The organism is Mumia sp. zg.B53 (assembly GCF_019550935.1).
Lineage (GTDB): Bacteria > Actinomycetota > Actinomycetes > Propionibacteriales > Nocardioidaceae > Mumia.
Genome location: NZ_JAHWCK010000006.1, coordinates 284,495 through 299,721 on the forward strand (window position 1 = coordinate 284,495; position 15,227 = coordinate 299,721).

The following is a 15,227-nucleotide window of genomic DNA, read 5'->3' on the forward strand; positions in this document are numbered from 1 at the left end:
CGTGCGCCGCGGGACCCGAATCGGGGTCGACGTCGGCGACGTACGGATCGGTGTGAGCACCTGTGATCCTTCCGGGATCCTGGCGACCCCCGTCGAGACGGTGGCGGCCGGTCCTGAGTCGGTCCGCGACATCCTGGCCATCGCGGATGATCGTCAAGCCATCGAAATTGTGGTTGGCTTGCCACGGTCGCTCTCGGGAGACATGGGGCCCGCAGCACGCAAGGTGAGGGCCTACGCCGAGGAGCTGGCGGCAGCGTCGGCTCCAACCCCGGTCAGGCTCGTGGACGAGAGGATGTCGACGGTGACTGCACAGCAGGGCCTGCGCCAGGCCGGCCGGAAGGCGAAGCAGCAACGCTCTGTCGTGGATCAGGCCGCTGCGGTCGTGATCCTCCAGTCCGCGCTCGACATCGAGCGGACGAGCGGCAACCTTCCCGGTGAGCTGATCGAGGTGGGCTCGTGAGCGACCTCGGTATCCTGCCCGACCGTGAGCGCCGCCCCGCCGGCCACCGGGCCGCCCGCGCGCAGAAGAAGCAACGCCGCGGACCCGGCTGCTTCTTCCTCCTGCTCATCGTCGCCGCCGTCTGCGTCGGCGGCTATCTCGGCGTCTCCAAGCTCGTGGGTGCTGCCGGCGACTTCCTCGGTGGACCCGAGGACTACTCCGGTGACGGCACCGGGAGCGTCGTCATCGAGGTCCGCAAGGGCGACACCGTGGCGGCCATCGGGCGGGAGCTGAAGGCGAAGGGCGTCGTCGCGAGTGTCGATGCGTTCCTCGAGGCAGCCTCGGGTGCGCCGGAGATGAACCAGGTGCAGCCCGGCTTCTACCAGCTCAAGAAGGAGATGGCGGCACGCTCGGCGGTCACGACGCTGATCAGTCCGGACAGTCGCGTCGACGCGTCCATCTCGGTGCCGGAGGGCGCTCGGGTCGACCAGGTCGTCGCCCAGATCGTCAAGCGGACAGAGTTCTCCAAGAAGGACGTCATGGCCGCCCTGGAGGATCCGAAGCTCGGTCTCCCTGCGGCGGCCGACGGTGATCCTCAGGGTTACCTCTTCCCGGCCACCTACACCGTCGCGCCCGACGCGACGCCGCTCTCGCTGCTCCAGCAGATGGTCAAGAAGGCGGTCGAGATGGAGAGCGACCTCGACCTCGAGGGTCGCGCCGCGGCGCTGGGGATCACGCCGCACGAGGCACTCACCATCGCGAGCATCGTCGAGGCGGAGTCGGGTCGTGCGAAGGATGCGCCGAAGGTCGCGCGGGTGATCTACAACCGCCTGGACGTCGGCATGGCGCTGCAGATGGATTCCACGGTCCACTTCGTCTCCGGCAAGGACGGCTCGGTGTGGACCGACAGCACCGACCGCGACTCCGACTCCCCGTACAACACGTACAAGGTCGTCGGTCTGCCGCCGGGACCGATCGGCAACCCGGGTGAGGCGGCGCTGGAGGCCACCCTGAACCCGGCTGACGGCGACTGGCTCTATTTCGTCGCGGTCGACCTCGACACCGGCGAGACGAAGTTCGCGCCGTCGCTCGAGGAGCACAACCGCAACATCGCCGAGCTGCGGGAGTTCTGCACGACGTCCGAGAAGTGCTGATGCCCCGCTGTGCCGTGCTCGGGAGCCCCATCTCGCACTCGCTGTCACCGGTCATGCACCGGGCTGCGTACGCCGAGCTGGGACTGTCCGACTGGAGCTATGACGCGTTGGAGGTCGATGAGGACGGCATCGGCCCGTTCCTCTCGGGGCTCGACGAGGCGTGGCGTGGGCTGTCGCTGACGATGCCGCTGAAGCGAGCGGTCATCCCGTACCTCGACACCGTTCACGAGACGGGCCGCGAGGTCGGCGGCGTCAACACCGTCATCATCGACGTCGAAGGCAGGCACGGGTTCAACACCGACGTGTCGGGGGGTGCGGCAGCGCTCCGGGAGCGAGGCGTCCACGAGGTGGAGGACGCGCTCGTCATCGGCGCCGGAGCGACAGCGGAGTCGATGGTGGCCTCGTTGCGGCGTCTCGGCCTGCGCCGCGTCACCCTCGCCGTCCGTTCGCTGGACCGCGGGGCGCTTCTCGCGGAGCGGATCACGAGCGCGGCCGGCGGCGAGGACGCGATCGCGGTGGAGGTCGTCGGCATGGGGGCGGACCTCGCTCGCTCGGCCGAGGTCGTGGTCTCGACCGTCCCGGCCGACGCGGTCGCGCCGTTCGCGCAGATGCTCGCGATGCGGTGCGACGCCGTCCTCGACGTCGTCTACGACCCGTGGCCGACCCCGCTCGCCCGAGCCGCTCACGCCGAGGCGGTCCCCATCGTCTCGGGACTCGACCTGCTCGCGCACCAGGGCGCCGAACAGGTCCGGCTCATGACCGGTCACGAGGTGTCGGCCGTGCTGCTCCGCGACGCCGCGCTCGCGGCGTTGTCGGCGTGCCGCTAGCGACCCGCACCGCGGGTCGTCGCGGTCACGCGGGCGCGTGGTTCGTTGCGGTCACGCGGAGAGTCGCGGTCACGCGCTCAGCAGGGCGGCGAACCGTGACTCCATCGCCGACCTTGTCGCTGACTCCATCGCTGACTCAGGCTCGCCTTCGCCCCCTCGGGAGGCCGGCGGTGGGACACGCGCGGCGCCGCGCCGCCGCGACGTGTGGAGATGGCCGGTCGGTGTCCGCCACCGCACCTCCGAGGGCAGGGTCCTGTCAGGCGACGCTCTGCCTGTGACCGCCCAGCCGGGGAGCTCCTTGACGAGGTTGTCGGACTGGCACGCACCTTGGGCGTTGCTGGCGGACGTGGACCCGCCGCGCGCGTAGGGCACCACATGGTCGATGTCGCGGATCCGACAGTCGCACCACGGTCTGCGGCACTGACCGTCGACCACCTGCACGAGTCGCCGAACCGCCGCGGTGAACCGGCGCGCCCGCGGGTCGGAGCCGGTGAGCGTCTCGCCGTCCGGAGCGGTGAAGAACCGACGGACCCAGGCATGCTCGGACGACGCGAGGCGGCGCGCCAGCTCGGCCGGGACCGGACCGTAGCCGGTGAGCGTCGCCGGGGCGTCAGCGGACGTGAACAGCGTGTCGGCCGTCATGACCACCCCGACCTCGACGCCGAGGTGCGCCCAACCGTCCTGCTTCACGCCGACCCCGGTCAGCGCCTCGACCGCGAGGTCGGCTGTGATCTGTCGGATGGTGCGAGGATCGCCGTCCGCGCGGCGGGCAGACGCGTCACGGTCGAGGCGCTCGAAGGCGCTCACGAGCTGCTCCGCGGGCGCGTACACCGTCATCGTGGCCATGGCATCGAGCTCCGGTCGCAGCGACACGGCACGCTCGGCGCGAGCACGGACCACGCGCTCGTAGGCGGCGTGCGGGTCGGAGGCGAGGACGAGACGGCGCGCCTCCTGGGCGGCGCGTCGCGGTGAGAGCTCGGGGAGCACCGGCGCCAGCTGGGCGTCGATGAGGCGCCGGTCGTCGAGCGACGCGAACGTCGTCTCACGGCAGACCGCTGCCGCGACACCCTGCGAGATCGTGCCGTCGCGGAGCAGGTCGTGGGTCCGAGGGTGGACTGCGAGCGCTCGGGCCAGCGCGTACGTGGTCTCGCCGGACGGAGTCGAGACGCGGCGAGCCAGTGCGATCTCGGCGAACAACGACCGCGTGAGAACCGTCTCGTCGACCCGGTCGTCCATCACCCGCCGCCGGCGCTCGTCGAGCATCTGGACGGCCTCGAGCTGGGTGCCCTGGGCGATCCGCACCACCTCCTCGCACGCCGTGACGAGGTCGACCTCGGCAGCGCCCAGCTCGATCGCGTCGGCGCCGTGCTGCGTGGCTCGCGAGCGCACCGCCTCCACCACCGCGTGGACCCCCGCGACGAGCGTGGCCGCGAGGTCGGCGGCGGCCGTCTCGGGAAGGGCGTGATCGAACATGTGTACGACGCTATCGGGTGTCACTGACAACCCCGGTCACGCGTGCTCGGGCCAGGGGAGGACGCGCAGCCGCGGCCACTCGCGTGCCCAGCGGGCGGTCTTCTCGTCGTAGACGTGCCGCGGCGCGAGCACCGGGTTGGGTCGCACGACCATCCCGAAGACGTCGCCCAGACCGTGCGGCGCGTAGACCTGCCAGCCGCCGTCGGCTCCGAGGCGGAGGCCGACGCAGCACGTGGTGGCGGCGAAGTGGTCGATGGCGTCCTCCGAGGACCGGAACGGGGGACAGGCGACGCCGAACCGAGCCTCGTACCAGAGGTGCACCCTCGCCTCGTTGCGGACCTCCACCTCCACGCCGAGGTCGTCGAAGACCTCCGCCGCCCGACGCACGACGACATCCTCCGCCTCCCAGGAGAGGTCGCTCGCGTCGTGGTAGAAGACGTCGTAGTCGCGGATCCCCGCGTCGGCCGGGCGATCGCACACGACGTTCCACACCGTCTGGAAGACAGCGCCCGCCGTGACGTACCAGCCGGGGAGGTCGAGCGCCGCGGTGCGTTCGAGCACGGTGACGAGGGTGGGGTTCTGCGCGAGAGCGTCGCGGAGTGCGGCGACCTGCTCGTCGAGCGGAAGCTGGGATCGGAGGTCCGGGGTCACTGGGGCATCGTCGCAGCGCCTGGGGACAACGCGGCTGAGCATGTCCTCAACCGGGCTATCGTTCCCCCGTGCCCGAGCCTCTGGTCGCCGCCATGATCGCCGCCGTCGCCGCGGCGGTCGGTGGCCTGGTCGCGCCGTGGTCGATCGCCCGCCTGCCGGAGCCGGCAACCGACGCGGCCGTCACCGTGCCCTCCGCCCGGCGCAAGATCCCGTACGCCGAGCTGGCGGCGCGGCCGCACCTTCCCGCGGCGCTCGCCGCCGTCTGCGCGGTGCTCGCCTCGGCGCTCGGCTGGCGTCTGGGTCTCGATCCCGCGCTACCGCTCTGGATCGGCTTCATCGTCCTCGGGGTCGTGCTCTCGTCCATCGACTGGCACACGCACCTCCTGCCCAAACGCCTCGTCCTCCCCGCCTACCCTGTCGCGCTGCTCCTCGCAGGGGTCGTCGCGCTCGCCGAGGGGAGCGCCGACGTGCTCGTCCGCGTGGCGGTGGGTTGGGCCGCGGTGTCCGGCGTGTACGCCCTGCTCTGGTTCGTCGCCCCGCGCGGCATCGGCTACGGCGACGTCCGGCTGTCGGGCCTGATCGCGATCGCGCTGGCGACGCTTGGGTGGGCCGAGCTGATCGTCGGTGCCTATGCGGGGTTCGTGCTCGGCGCCGTCGGGGGAGTCGCGCTCGCCGTCGCGGGTCTGGTCGACCGCTTGGCCTTCCCCTTCGGTCCGTTCATGGTGCTCGGCGCGTGGTCCGGCGCGATGTGGGGAGGCGCACTCCTCGGGACATGGGGCTGAGCCCGGCGCGAGACCGCGGCGGGCGCGGCGCGCATGCATGACAGACTTGCCCCATGCTGCGTTGGTTGACGGCCGGGGAGTCGCACGGTCCTGCACTGGTTGCCGTCGTCGAGGGGATGCCTGCGGGCGTCTCGGTGACGAGCGCCACGATCTCGGACGCGCTCGCGCGACGTCGGCTCGGCTACGGCCGCGGTGCGCGGATGAACTTCGAGGCCGACGAGCTCGAGATTGTCGGCGGCATCCGCCACGGGCTCACGCTCGGCAGCCCGATCGCCCTGCGGATCGGCAACAGCGAGTGGCCGAAGTGGGAGCAGGTGATGTCGGCCGACCCGGTCGACCCCGAGGAGCTCGCAGGCGTCGCCCGCAACGCCCCGCTGACCCGCCCGCGACCCGGTCACGCCGATCTCGTCGGCATGCAGAAGTACGGCTTCGACGAGGCCCGTCCGATCCTCGAACGGGCGAGCGCTCGCGAGACAGCCGCGCGCGTCGCCCTGGGAGCAGTCGCGACCGCGTTCCTGCGCCAGGTGTGCGGGGCGACGGTGCTCAGCCACGTCGTCGAGTTCGGCTCGGTCAAGGCGCCCGCGGGCCTCCTCCCGACGATCGACGACGTCGAGCGACTCGACGCCGACCCGGTGCGCACGCTCGACCCGGCCACCTCGGCCGCGATGGTCGCGGAGGTCGACGCCGCACGCAAGGACGGCGACACCCTCGGCGGCATCGTCGAGGTGGTCGTGCACGGCCTCCCGCCGGGTCTCGGCAGCCACGTCCACTGGGACCGCCGCCTCGACGCACGTCTGGCCTCCGCACTGATGGGCATCCAGGCGATCAAGGGTGTGGAGGTGGGTGACGGCTTCGAGCTCGCCCGTACCCGTGGGTCGCTGGCCCACGACGAGATCGTCGGCACCGAGGACGGCATCCGCCGTGCGTCGGGTCGCTCGGGTGGGACGGAGGGCGGCATGTCGACGGGCGAGGTGCTCCGGGTGCGCGCCGCCATGAAGCCGATCGCGACCGTGCCCCGCGCCCTCCGGACGATCGACGTGGCGACCGGCGAGCCCGCGCAGGCCCACCACCAGCGTTCCGACGTGGCCGCGGTGCCCGCTGCGGGCATCGTCGCCGAGGCCATGGTCGCGCTCACGCTGGCCGACGTCCTGCTCGAGAAGTTCGGTGGCGACTCCGTCACCGAGACCGCCCGCAACGTCGCGTCCTACCTCGACGCGATGACGCCCGCGTGAGCGCGTCGACGCCCGGGACCCCGCAGCGGCCGCTCGTCGTCCTGGTCGGTCCGCCCGGCGCCGGCAAGTCGACCGTGGCGGCGCTGCTCGCCGACGCGCTCGGGGTCGACGTGCGCGACACCGACCGTGACATCGAGGAGGCCGCGGGCGTCAGCATCGGCGACCTGTTCGTCACGCACGGCGAAGAGCACTTCCGGCGGCTCGAGGTCGAGGCGGTCGCCGCGGCGCTCGCTGAGCACGGCGGGGTCGTCGCCCTCGGCGGAGGTGCGGTCATGCGCGAGGAGACGCGGGCGGCGCTCTCGGGCCACACGGTGGTCTTCCTCGACGTCGGGCTCGCCGAGGCTGCGGCGCGCGTCGGCCTCACGGGCACGAGGCCGCTTCTGCTCGGCAACGTACGCTCGCAGATGAAGGCTCTGCTCGACGCCCGGCGCCCGACGTACGAGGCGGTGGCGACGCACGTGGTCGCCACCGACGGCCGTACGCCGTCCGACATCGCCGAGGAGATCCTGACTCTGCTCGGGTGACCGAGCACCAGACCCCGTCCGTCCGCCGCTCGCGCACCACCGGCCGCTCATCGAGGAGTTTCGTCGTGGCAGAGACCACCCGGATCAATGTCGACACCGACGCCCCGTACGAGGTCCTACTCGGGACCGGACTGAGCGGCGAGCTCCCAGGGCTGATCCCCGAGGACGCCGTCCGCGCCGCCGTGCTCTATCCGGCCTCTCTGCGCGCCTTGGGTGAGGCGATCCGCGCGACGCTCGCCGCCGGGGGACGCGAGGCGCACGCCATCGAGATCCCGGACGGCGAGGCCGCGAAGACGTCCGACGTGGCGGCGTTCTGCTGGTCGGTGCTCGGCAAGGGGGGATTCACCCGGTCCGACGTGGTGATCGGGGTCGGCGGCGGGGCGGCCACCGACCTCGCCGGGTTCGTCGCCGCGACGTGGCTGCGGGGCGTACGCCACGTGCTGATCCCGACGACCGTGCTGGGCATGGTCGATGCGGCGGTGGGCGGCAAGACCGCCATCGACACCGCCGAGGGCAAGAACCTCGTCGGCGCCTTCCACGAGCCGGTCGGGGTGCTGTGCGACCTCTCGCTGCTGAGCACGCTCCCGGTCAACGAGGTGCGCTCCGGCCTTGCCGAGGTCGTCAAGTGCGGGTTCATCGCCGACCCGGAGATCCTCGACCGCATCGAGGCCGATCCCGCCGCTGTCCTCGACGTCCGCAGCGAGGTGTTGCGTGACGTCGTCGAGCGAGGCATCCGGGTCAAGGCGTCGGTCGTCGCGACCGACCTGACCGAGACGGGGGCAGACGGGACGATCGGCCGCGAGGCCCTCAACTACGGGCACACGCTGGGGCACGCGATCGAGCGGTACGAGTCGTACGCGTTCCGTCACGGTGCCGCGGTCTCGATCGGCATGGTGTACGCCGCCGAGCTGGCCCGGCTCGACGGACGCATCGACGCCGACCTCGCCCGTCGGCACCGGTCCGTGCTGGGCTCGCTGGGACTGCCGACCGGCTACCGACCCGGCGTGTGGGACGAGCTCGCGGCCGGGATGCGGCTCGACAAGAAGTCGCGCGGGTCACAGCTGCGGTTCGTGGTGCTGGACGGTCTCGCCCAGCCGGTGATCTTCCCCGGTCCCGACGAGGGCCTGCTCACGGCGGCGTACGCGGAGATCTCGGGCTAGGAGTCCCCGACCCGTAGGCTGGCGCCATGCCCGCCCCGCACGTCGCCCGCCGCGAACGCCTTGCCGCGCAGCTGCGCGGGCGCGGTCTCGCCGCCGCGCTGGTCACCGACCTGGTGAACGTCCGCTACCTGACCGGATTCACGGGGTCCAACGGTGCCGTACGCGTCGCGGAGGACGGGTCGGCCGAGCTCGCCACCGACGGTCGTTATCGCGACCAGGCCGCGGAGGAGGCCCCGGACGTCGCGGTGACGATCGGTCGAGACCTTCTCGGTGTGCTCGCCGGCGGCGCCCGTGGCGCGGCGCGCGTGGGCATCGAGACCCACGTGCTCACCGTCGACGACCACGTCCACGCCCGCGAGGTCCTCGCCGGCGTCGAGCTGGTCTCGCTCGACCGGGCGGTCGAGGTGCTGCGCGTCGTGAAGGACGAGGACGAGCTGGACGCGCTGCGGAGGGCCTGCGACATCTCGGTCCAGGCACTCGACGAGCTGCTCGCGGGACCGCTGCTCGGGCGTACCGAGCGGGAGATCGCCCGTGACCTGGAGTGGACGATGTACGCCATGGGTGCGGAGGCGATCGGGTTCGAGACCATCGTCGCCGCCGGGGCGAACGCCGCGATCCCGCACCACGACCCGACCGACCGGCCCGTGGGTCGCGACGAGCTCCTCAAGATCGACTTCGGCGCCCGCGTCGACGGCTACCACGCTGACTGCACCCGTACGGTCGTCGTCGGCCGGGCCGACGCCTGGCAGACCGAGGTGTACGAGGTGGTCCGTACGGCCCAGCAGGCGGGTGTCGACGCCGTCACCGCCGGTGCCCAGACGCACGACGTGGACGCGGTCGTCCGCCGCAGCCTCGAGGACGCGGGGTGGCTGGAGGCGTTCACGACAGGACTGGGTCATGGTGTGGGACTGCAGATCCACGAGGACCCGTTCCTGAGCCGACCGGCCCCCGCTAGACTTGAACGTCGCACTGCCCTGACCGTGGAGCCCGGCATCTATGTGCCTGGTCGCGGCGGCGTGCGGATCGAAGACACCCTCGTCGTGACCGACGGACCAGCAGAGCTGCTCACGGTCGCGACCAAAGACCTCCTGGAGCTCGCCTGATGGCAACGACGAACGACTTGAAGAACGGCATGGTGCTGAACCTCGACGGGCAGCTCTGGTCCGTCGTGTGGTTCCAGCACCACAAGCCCGGCAAGGGCGGCGCCGTGGTCCGCACCAAGCTCAAGAGCGTGCTCTCGGGCAAGATCGTGGACCGCACCTTCAACGCCGACGTCAAGGTCGACGTGGCCAACGTCGACAAGCGCACGATGCAGTTCCTGTACCACGACGGCACCTCGTACGTCTTCATGGACACCTCGACGTTCGACCAGTACGAGCTGCCCGAGGCCACCGTCGGTGACGCCTCGGGCTTCCTCCTGGACAACCAGGAGGCCGTGGTCGCGATGAACGACGGCAACCCGCTCTACATCGAGCTGCCGGCGTCCGTCGAGCTCACCATCGAGTACACCGAGCCTGGCCTGCAGGGCGACCGCTCGTCCGGCGGCACCAAGCCGGCCAAGCTGGAGACCGGTCGCGAGATCCAGGTGCCGCTCTTCATCACGACCGGCGAGAAGGTCAAGGTGGACACCCGCGACGGTTCCTACCAGGGCCGCGTCAGCTCCTGATGGCGGGTTCTCGCACGAAGGCCCGCAAGCGCGCTCTCGACGTCCTGTTCGAGAGCGAGCTGCAGAGCCGCGGCGTCGGCGCGACCCTCGACGGTCGCGTCGCCGCGGGCGACCCGCCGGTCAACCCGTACACGATCGAGCTGGTCGAGGGTGTGCGCGAGCACCGCGACCGGATCGACGCCCTCCTCGAGGAGTACGCGCAGGGGTGGACGCTCGACCGGATGCCGGCCGTCGACCGCAACCTGCTGCGCATCGGGGTGTACGAGGTGCTCTATCGCGACGAGGTCCCCGATGCCGTGGCGGTGTCGGAGGCGACCAACCTCGCCGCCGAGCTGTCGACCGACGACTCTCCGAGCTTCGTGCAGGGTCTGCTGAGCCGGATCGTGGAGGTCAAGCCGACGCTGTCGGTCTGACCGCACCACCTGCTGCGTCGCGTCACGCGCCGTCGAGCGGAGGCACGTAGAACGCGGTCGTCGCCGTGACCTTGGCCGCCACGTCGTCAGGCGACGCGCCCGTCTCGGCGAGTGCCGCGCCCCAGGCCTGGCTGCTCTTGGTCATGCAGGTTCTGATCGTCGGATCCTTGTCGAGCTGCTCCGGTGATCCGAGCGCGAGCCCGGTGAGGTGCGCCCACATCCCGAGAAGGGTGAGGTCCCAGCCGACCCCCACGGCTCCCGGCCCGAACTGGTCCCACATCTCAGGCGGGACGACGGCGGTGTGCTCGAGACGGAGGTGGGTGCTGCCGTCTCCGGCCGGCTCGAGCCGGACCTCGACGATCGACGCGTCCTCGGGTCCGGCCGGCTCGCCCATGACCCAGGTGACCAGCAGGCGCTCGGGCGGCTCGCAGACGCGGATCTCGCCGCCTGCGTTGCCTTCGAGCTGATAGGTCCCGCCGAGTCGGAGGTCCCCGCTGATCGGCAGGAACCAGCGGGGGATCCGCTCGGCGTCGGTCAGGGCGTCCCACACCTCCTCGACGGGCGCGGGGTAGGTCCGTGACAGGGCGACGACGTGGGCGTCCCCGGCGGGAAGCTTCCCATCGCGTACGGCACGGTGTGCGGCGTCGATCTCGTCGATGAGGTCCTTCATGGTGTTCTCCTCGCGTCGGTGGTACGGCGTTTGCGGGCGCCTCGGGCCAGCTCGGTGCCCAGGGCGTCGAGCCGCTGGTCCCAGAACCGCCGGAGTCCGGCGGTCCACTCCTCGACCTCGGTGAGAGGCGTGGGATCGAGGGCGTAGAGGCGGCGGGTGCCCTCGGTGCGTACGGTGGCGAACCCGCTCTCTCGCAGCACACGAAGGTGCTGCGAGACGGCGGGCTGGCTGATCGAGAATTCCTCGCCCACGATCACGGCGACTTCGCCGGCTGCCTTCTCCCCGTCGGCGAGGATCTCCAAGATGCGCCGTCGGACCGGTTCGCCGAGGATGTCGAAAGCCCCCATATGCCGCATACTTTCGCGGTCACTAATATAAGTCAAGGCTTAAGCGTCAGCGCTGCTGACGACGTGACGGGAGCTGCGAGCCACTCGACAGCGGCGTCTCGGGTATGCGTTAGCGTCGCCCCCGGTGTCACCGGAGCGCTCGGCGACGTCGACGGGTGAGACGGAATGGACGGGTGACGGCTTGAGGAGCGCAGGGTGACGCTGTGGGAGTTCGTGCAGGACCGCTGGTCGCTCTTGTCCTTCCAGGGCTACCAGCACGTGAGCCTCGTCGTGCAGTCGCTGGCGATCGCCACGGTGCTGGCCGTCGTGATCGCGTGCCTCTCCTACCGTTCGTCGCGCGTGACCAACGTCGCGCTGTCGGCGAGCTCGGTCGGGCTGACCTTCCCGTCTTTCGCGCTGTTCGGCCTTCTCATCGCCTTCATCCCCAACGGGGTCACCGTGTCGGTCGGTGCGTTGGCGTTCTACGGAGCACTCCCCATCCTGCGCAACGCCATCGTGGGTCTTGCCGGCGTCGACTCCACCCTCGTCGAGTCTGCGCGCGGCATGGGCATGAGCCGGACGGCTACCCTCGTGCGGCTCGAGATCCCGCTCGCGTGGCCGGTGATCGTCACCGGCATCCGCATCTCGGCGCAGATGCTGATGGGGATCGCCGCCATCGCCGCCTACGTCTCCGGTCCCGGGCTCGGCACCTTCATCTTCTCCGGGTTGTCGCGCATCGGCGGCGCCAACGCGACCAACTCCGCCTGGGCAGGGACGCTGGCCATCGTCGGCCTCGCGATCCTGCTCGACCTCGTCCTGAACGTCCTGGGACGCCTGACCACCTCGAGGGGTATCCGTGTCTGAGACCGACGTGAACCCGCCTGCCGACCGCCCGGCCGACGACACCGTGCTGACCGAGGCGCGCGGGCAGCGGATCTTCCTCGACGGCGTCACCAAGCGCTACCCCGGTCAGGACAGCGCGGCTGTCGACGACATCCGGATGGAGATCCCCGCCGGCGAGATCGTCATGCTCGTCGGCCCGTCCGGATGCGGCAAGACGACCACCCTCAAGATGATCAACCGTCTGATCGAGCCGACGAGTGGTCGTATCCTCATCGGCGACGAGGACGTGACCCGCAAGAACCCCGACGAGCTTCGCCGCCACGTGGGCTACGTCATCCAGGGAGCGGGCCTCTTCCCGCACCTCACCGTCGCCAAGAACATCGCGCTCGTCCCCAGGCTCCTCGACTGGGACAAGGACCGCGTCGACGCGCGGGTCCGGGAGATGCTCGAGCTCGTCAACCTCGACGCCGACACCTACGCCGACCGCTACCCGCGCGAGCTCTCCGGTGGCCAGCAGCAGCGCGTCGGCGTCGCCCGCGCGCTCGCGGCCGACCCGCCGGTGCTGCTCATGGACGAGCCCTTCGGCGCCGTCGACCCGATCACGCGCCAGCGGCTCCAGGACGAGCTCCTGCGGCTCCAGGAGGAGCTCCACAAGACGATCGTCTTCGTCACGCACGACTTCGAGGAGGCGGTCAAGCTCGGTGACCGGATCGCGATCCTCGACATGGGCTCCACGATCGCCCAGTACGACACGCCCGAGGCGATCCTCGCCGAGCCGGCCAACGAGTTCGTGGAGGGGTTCATCGGCCACGGGGCGGCACTGATGCAGCTGACCCTGACCCGGGTGCGTGACGTGCCGCTGCACGAGGCGGCCGTCGCCCACGTCGGTGACGACCCGGCTGCGGCGGCCGCAGCCGCGGTGGCGCTCGGCCGCGAGCACGTCATCGTGCTGGACTCCTCCGAACGGCCGCTGCGCTGGCTGTCGTTGCGCGACCTTCGGCGTGCCGACGCGCTCTCCCAGGTGACCCCCGACGAGCACCTCGAGTCCGTGAGCCTGTCCTCGACGCTCAACGACGCGCTCGACACGATGCTCACCTCCTCGCACGGTGTCGTCGTCGTGATCGGCCGGCGTGGCCGCTACGAGGGCGTCGTGCGGATCGAGACCGTCATGGACGCGATCCAGCGGATTCCCGCGGCGTCCCGCGATGCCGGACGGGTGGTCCGGTGACCGCCTCCACCACCGCCGTCGACGCCGTCCCGGCCGCGACCACGGCGAGCGGGACGGACGGCCCTGCGCGTCTGCGACGGGGCCGCGCTGTCGGACAGCTGCTGGCCTGCGTCGCCGTCTTCGCCGCCCTGCTCGCCTACGTCTCGTTCGCCGACCTCTCGTCGGTGGAGGCCCGTACCCTCAGCGTCGACCGGCTCCTCACCCTGTCGTGGGAGCACATGCTGCTGGCCTTCTCCGCGGCCGCCCTCGTGGTCGTGGTGGCGATCCCGCTCGGGATCCTGCTGACCCGGGGTCCGATGCGGCGCTACTCCACGCCCATCATCGCGGTCGCGGGCTTCGGTCAGGCGGCGCCGGCGATCGGACTCATCGTCATCGCCGCGCTCTACTTCGGCACCGGGCGGTTCCCGTTCATCGGCGCGCTCGCCGTCTACGGGATCCTGCCGGTCCTCGCCAACGTCGTCACCGGCCTCGACGGCGTCGACCGCCGTCTCGTCGAGGCGGCGAGGGGGATGGGGATGTCGGCGTTCGACACGCTGATGCGGGTCGAGCTGGCGCTGGCGGTCCCGGTGATCATGACCGGGGTCCGGACCGCCCTCGTCCTGATGACCGGCACTGCGGCGCTCGGCGGGTTCGTCAACGCCGGCGGTCTCGGGACGCTCGTCAACACGGGGATCAAGCTGGGGCTCGACAACGTCCTCGTCGTCGGCGCCCTGGCCATCGCTGCGCTCGCGCTGTTCATCGACTGGCTCGCCCGTCTGATCGAGCAGGCGGCGACGCCGAAGGGACTCTGATGCGCACCACCATCGCTCGCGGGCACCGCTCGCTGCGCCGTACGCTCGCGTTCGTCGCCCTGACCACCGTGACCGCGGTCCTCGCGGGATGCGGGCTCGAGAACGCCAACGGCTACATCGCACCGGCCGAGCCTGCGGCCGTCGAGCGGATGAAGTCGCTCGAGGGCGTGGAGATCACGGTGGGCTCCAAGGACTTCACCGAGCAGCTCATCCTCGGCAACATGTACGCCACGCTGCTGCAGACCGCCGGCGCCGACGTCACCAACCGCAGCAACATCGCCGGCAGCGTGGGCGTCCGCAACGCGCTCCTCAACGGCTCGGTCGACGTCGCGCCCGAGTACACCGGCACCGGCTGGATCAGCTACCTCGGCAACGCCAAGCCGATCAAGGGCGAGCAGGCGCAGTGGCAGGCCGTCCACGACGCGGACCTCCGCTACGGCCTGACCTGGTTGCCCTACAGCCCGGTCAACAACACGTACGCGTTCGCGATGGGGCCTGCGGCGACCAAGCGGCTGGGGATCACGAAGCTCTCGCAGATCAAGGATCTGCCGGTCGCGCAGCGGACGTTCTGCGTGGAGGACGAGTTCTTCAGCCGCGAGGACGGCTTCCAGCCGATGCTGGAGACGTACGGCATGAAGTACGGCAAGGACGTCCCCGCCCGCAACGTGCTGCGGATGGACACCGGTGTCATCTACGACGCGACGGCGCGCGGCGCGTGCAACTTCGGCGAGGTCTTCACCACCGACGGTCGCATCCTGGCGCTCGACCTCACGGTCCTCGAGGACAACAAGCGGTTCTTCCCGCTCTACAACCTGGCACCGGTCGTCAACACCGACCTGCTCGACGCGCACCCGGAGATCGCCGACGTGTTCGCCAAGGTGCGCCCCCTGCTCACCAACGAGGTGATGCTCGAGCTCAACGCGAAGGTGGACGTCGACGGGGGAGAACCCGCCCTCGTCGCCCGCGACTGGCTGCGGGAGCAAGGGCTGGTGGGGTGACCACCCCCGCCCCGCGGTGCCGGGAGCGCCGCCTCGCACGTGTAGGCTGA

18 protein-coding genes are annotated in these 15,227 nt (G+C 71.0%); 14 read left to right on the forward strand and 4 right to left on the reverse strand.

The features are described from left to right. Window position 1: 1 nt before the first annotated feature. Genes ruvX through KV102_RS18470 form a run of 3 tightly spaced genes read left to right on the forward strand, consistent with a single transcriptional unit; the run spans window position 2 to window position 2,420 of the window. A complete protein-coding gene (gene ruvX / locus KV102_RS18460) occupies window positions 2-460 on the forward strand; it encodes a Holliday junction resolvase RuvX (RefSeq protein WP_220344617.1) in 459 nt (152 codons plus the stop codon). Then, window positions 457-1,593 carry an endolytic transglycosylase MltG gene (gene mltG / locus KV102_RS18465; protein ID WP_220344618.1) on the forward strand — a complete coding sequence of 379 codons (1,137 nt, stop codon included), beginning with the start codon at window positions 457-459 and terminating at the stop codon, window positions 1,591-1,593. Before ruvX ends, mltG begins: the two co-directional genes overlap by 4 nt. Next, on the forward strand, window positions 1,593-2,420 hold the full coding sequence (locus tag KV102_RS18470; protein WP_220347150.1) for a shikimate dehydrogenase: 828 nt from the start codon (window positions 1,593-1,595) through the stop codon (window positions 2,418-2,420). Before mltG ends, KV102_RS18470 begins: the two co-directional genes overlap by 1 nt. Window positions 2,421-2,489: 69 nt before the next feature. Here KV102_RS18470 and KV102_RS18475 read toward each other — a convergent pair whose 3' ends face one another. Continuing rightward, window positions 2,490-3,893 (reverse strand): HNH endonuclease, encoded by a 1,404-nt coding sequence (locus tag KV102_RS18475; protein WP_220347151.1) that lies wholly within the window; start codon window positions 3,891-3,893, stop codon window positions 2,490-2,492. Window positions 3,894-3,929: 36 nt separating this feature from the next. Then, entirely contained in the window at window positions 3,930-4,544 is a 615-nt protein-coding gene (locus tag KV102_RS18480) for a nucleotidyltransferase family protein (RefSeq protein ID WP_220347152.1), read from the reverse strand. 68 nt (window positions 4,545-4,612) lie between these two features. Between KV102_RS18480 and KV102_RS18485 the strand changes: the two genes are divergently transcribed. The 7 genes from KV102_RS18485 (at window position 4,613) to nusB (ending at window position 10,321) form a co-directional block, all read left to right on the forward strand. Then, entirely contained in the window at window positions 4,613-5,326 is a 714-nt protein-coding gene (locus KV102_RS18485; protein ID WP_220344622.1) for an A24 family peptidase, read from the forward strand. Window positions 5,327-5,379: 53 nt separating this feature from the next. Beyond that, window positions 5,380-6,558 (forward strand): chorismate synthase, encoded by a 1,179-nt coding sequence (gene aroC, locus KV102_RS18490; RefSeq protein WP_220344623.1) that lies wholly within the window; start codon window positions 5,380-5,382, stop codon window positions 6,556-6,558. After that, window positions 6,555-7,082 carry a shikimate kinase gene (locus tag KV102_RS18495; RefSeq protein ID WP_220347153.1) on the forward strand — a complete coding sequence of 176 codons (528 nt, stop codon included), beginning with the start codon at window positions 6,555-6,557 and terminating at the stop codon, window positions 7,080-7,082. The genes aroC and KV102_RS18495 overlap by 4 nt, the downstream gene beginning before the upstream one ends. Window positions 7,083-7,147: 65 nt before the next feature. Further along, on the forward strand, window positions 7,148-8,242 hold the full coding sequence (aroB, locus tag KV102_RS18500; RefSeq protein WP_220347154.1) for a 3-dehydroquinate synthase: 1,095 nt from the start codon (window positions 7,148-7,150) through the stop codon (window positions 8,240-8,242). A gap of 26 nt (window positions 8,243-8,268) precedes the next feature. Next, window positions 8,269-9,345: a Xaa-Pro peptidase family protein gene (locus KV102_RS18505; RefSeq protein ID WP_220347155.1), complete on the forward strand. Its 1,077-nt coding sequence runs from the start codon at window positions 8,269-8,271 to the stop codon at window positions 9,343-9,345. Further along, window positions 9,342-9,908, forward strand: a complete 567-nt coding sequence (gene efp, locus KV102_RS18510; RefSeq protein ID WP_220344753.1) for an elongation factor P — start codon at window positions 9,342-9,344, stop codon at window positions 9,906-9,908. The genes KV102_RS18505 and efp overlap by 4 nt, the downstream gene beginning before the upstream one ends. Next, entirely contained in the window at window positions 9,908-10,321 is a 414-nt protein-coding gene (gene nusB / locus KV102_RS18515; RefSeq protein WP_220344630.1) for a transcription antitermination factor NusB, read from the forward strand. The genes efp and nusB overlap by 1 nt, the downstream gene beginning before the upstream one ends. Window positions 10,322-10,343: 22 nt before the next feature. Here nusB and KV102_RS18520 read toward each other — a convergent pair whose 3' ends face one another. Continuing rightward, window positions 10,344-10,991: an SRPBCC family protein gene (locus KV102_RS18520; RefSeq protein WP_220347156.1), complete on the reverse strand. Its 648-nt coding sequence runs from the start codon at window positions 10,989-10,991 to the stop codon at window positions 10,344-10,346. Continuing rightward, window positions 10,988-11,338, reverse strand: a complete 351-nt coding sequence (locus tag KV102_RS18525) for a helix-turn-helix transcriptional regulator (RefSeq protein ID WP_220344634.1) — start codon at window positions 11,336-11,338, stop codon at window positions 10,988-10,990. Before KV102_RS18525 ends, KV102_RS18520 begins: the two co-directional genes overlap by 4 nt. Window positions 11,339-11,533: 195 nt before the next feature. Here KV102_RS18525 and KV102_RS18530 point away from each other — a divergent pair, with 195 nt between their 5' ends. Genes KV102_RS18530 through KV102_RS18545 form a run of 4 tightly spaced genes read left to right on the forward strand, consistent with a single transcriptional unit; the run spans window position 11,534 to window position 15,177 of the window. After that, window positions 11,534-12,181 carry an ABC transporter permease gene (locus tag KV102_RS18530; RefSeq protein WP_301022806.1) on the forward strand — a complete coding sequence of 216 codons (648 nt, stop codon included), beginning with the start codon at window positions 11,534-11,536 and terminating at the stop codon, window positions 12,179-12,181. Beyond that, window positions 12,174-13,388, forward strand: coding sequence for a betaine/proline/choline family ABC transporter ATP-binding protein (locus tag KV102_RS18535; protein WP_308290370.1), 1,215 nt, complete (start codon window positions 12,174-12,176; stop codon window positions 13,386-13,388). Before KV102_RS18530 ends, KV102_RS18535 begins: the two co-directional genes overlap by 8 nt. Further along, complete coding sequence (locus KV102_RS18540; protein ID WP_220347157.1) at window positions 13,385-14,179, forward strand: ABC transporter permease; 795 nt, start codon at window positions 13,385-13,387, stop codon at window positions 14,177-14,179. The genes KV102_RS18535 and KV102_RS18540 overlap by 4 nt, the downstream gene beginning before the upstream one ends. Further along, window positions 14,179-15,177: a glycine betaine ABC transporter substrate-binding protein gene (locus KV102_RS18545; RefSeq protein WP_220347158.1), complete on the forward strand. Its 999-nt coding sequence runs from the start codon at window positions 14,179-14,181 to the stop codon at window positions 15,175-15,177. The genes KV102_RS18540 and KV102_RS18545 overlap by 1 nt, the downstream gene beginning before the upstream one ends. Window positions 15,178-15,227: the final 50 nt, after the last annotated feature.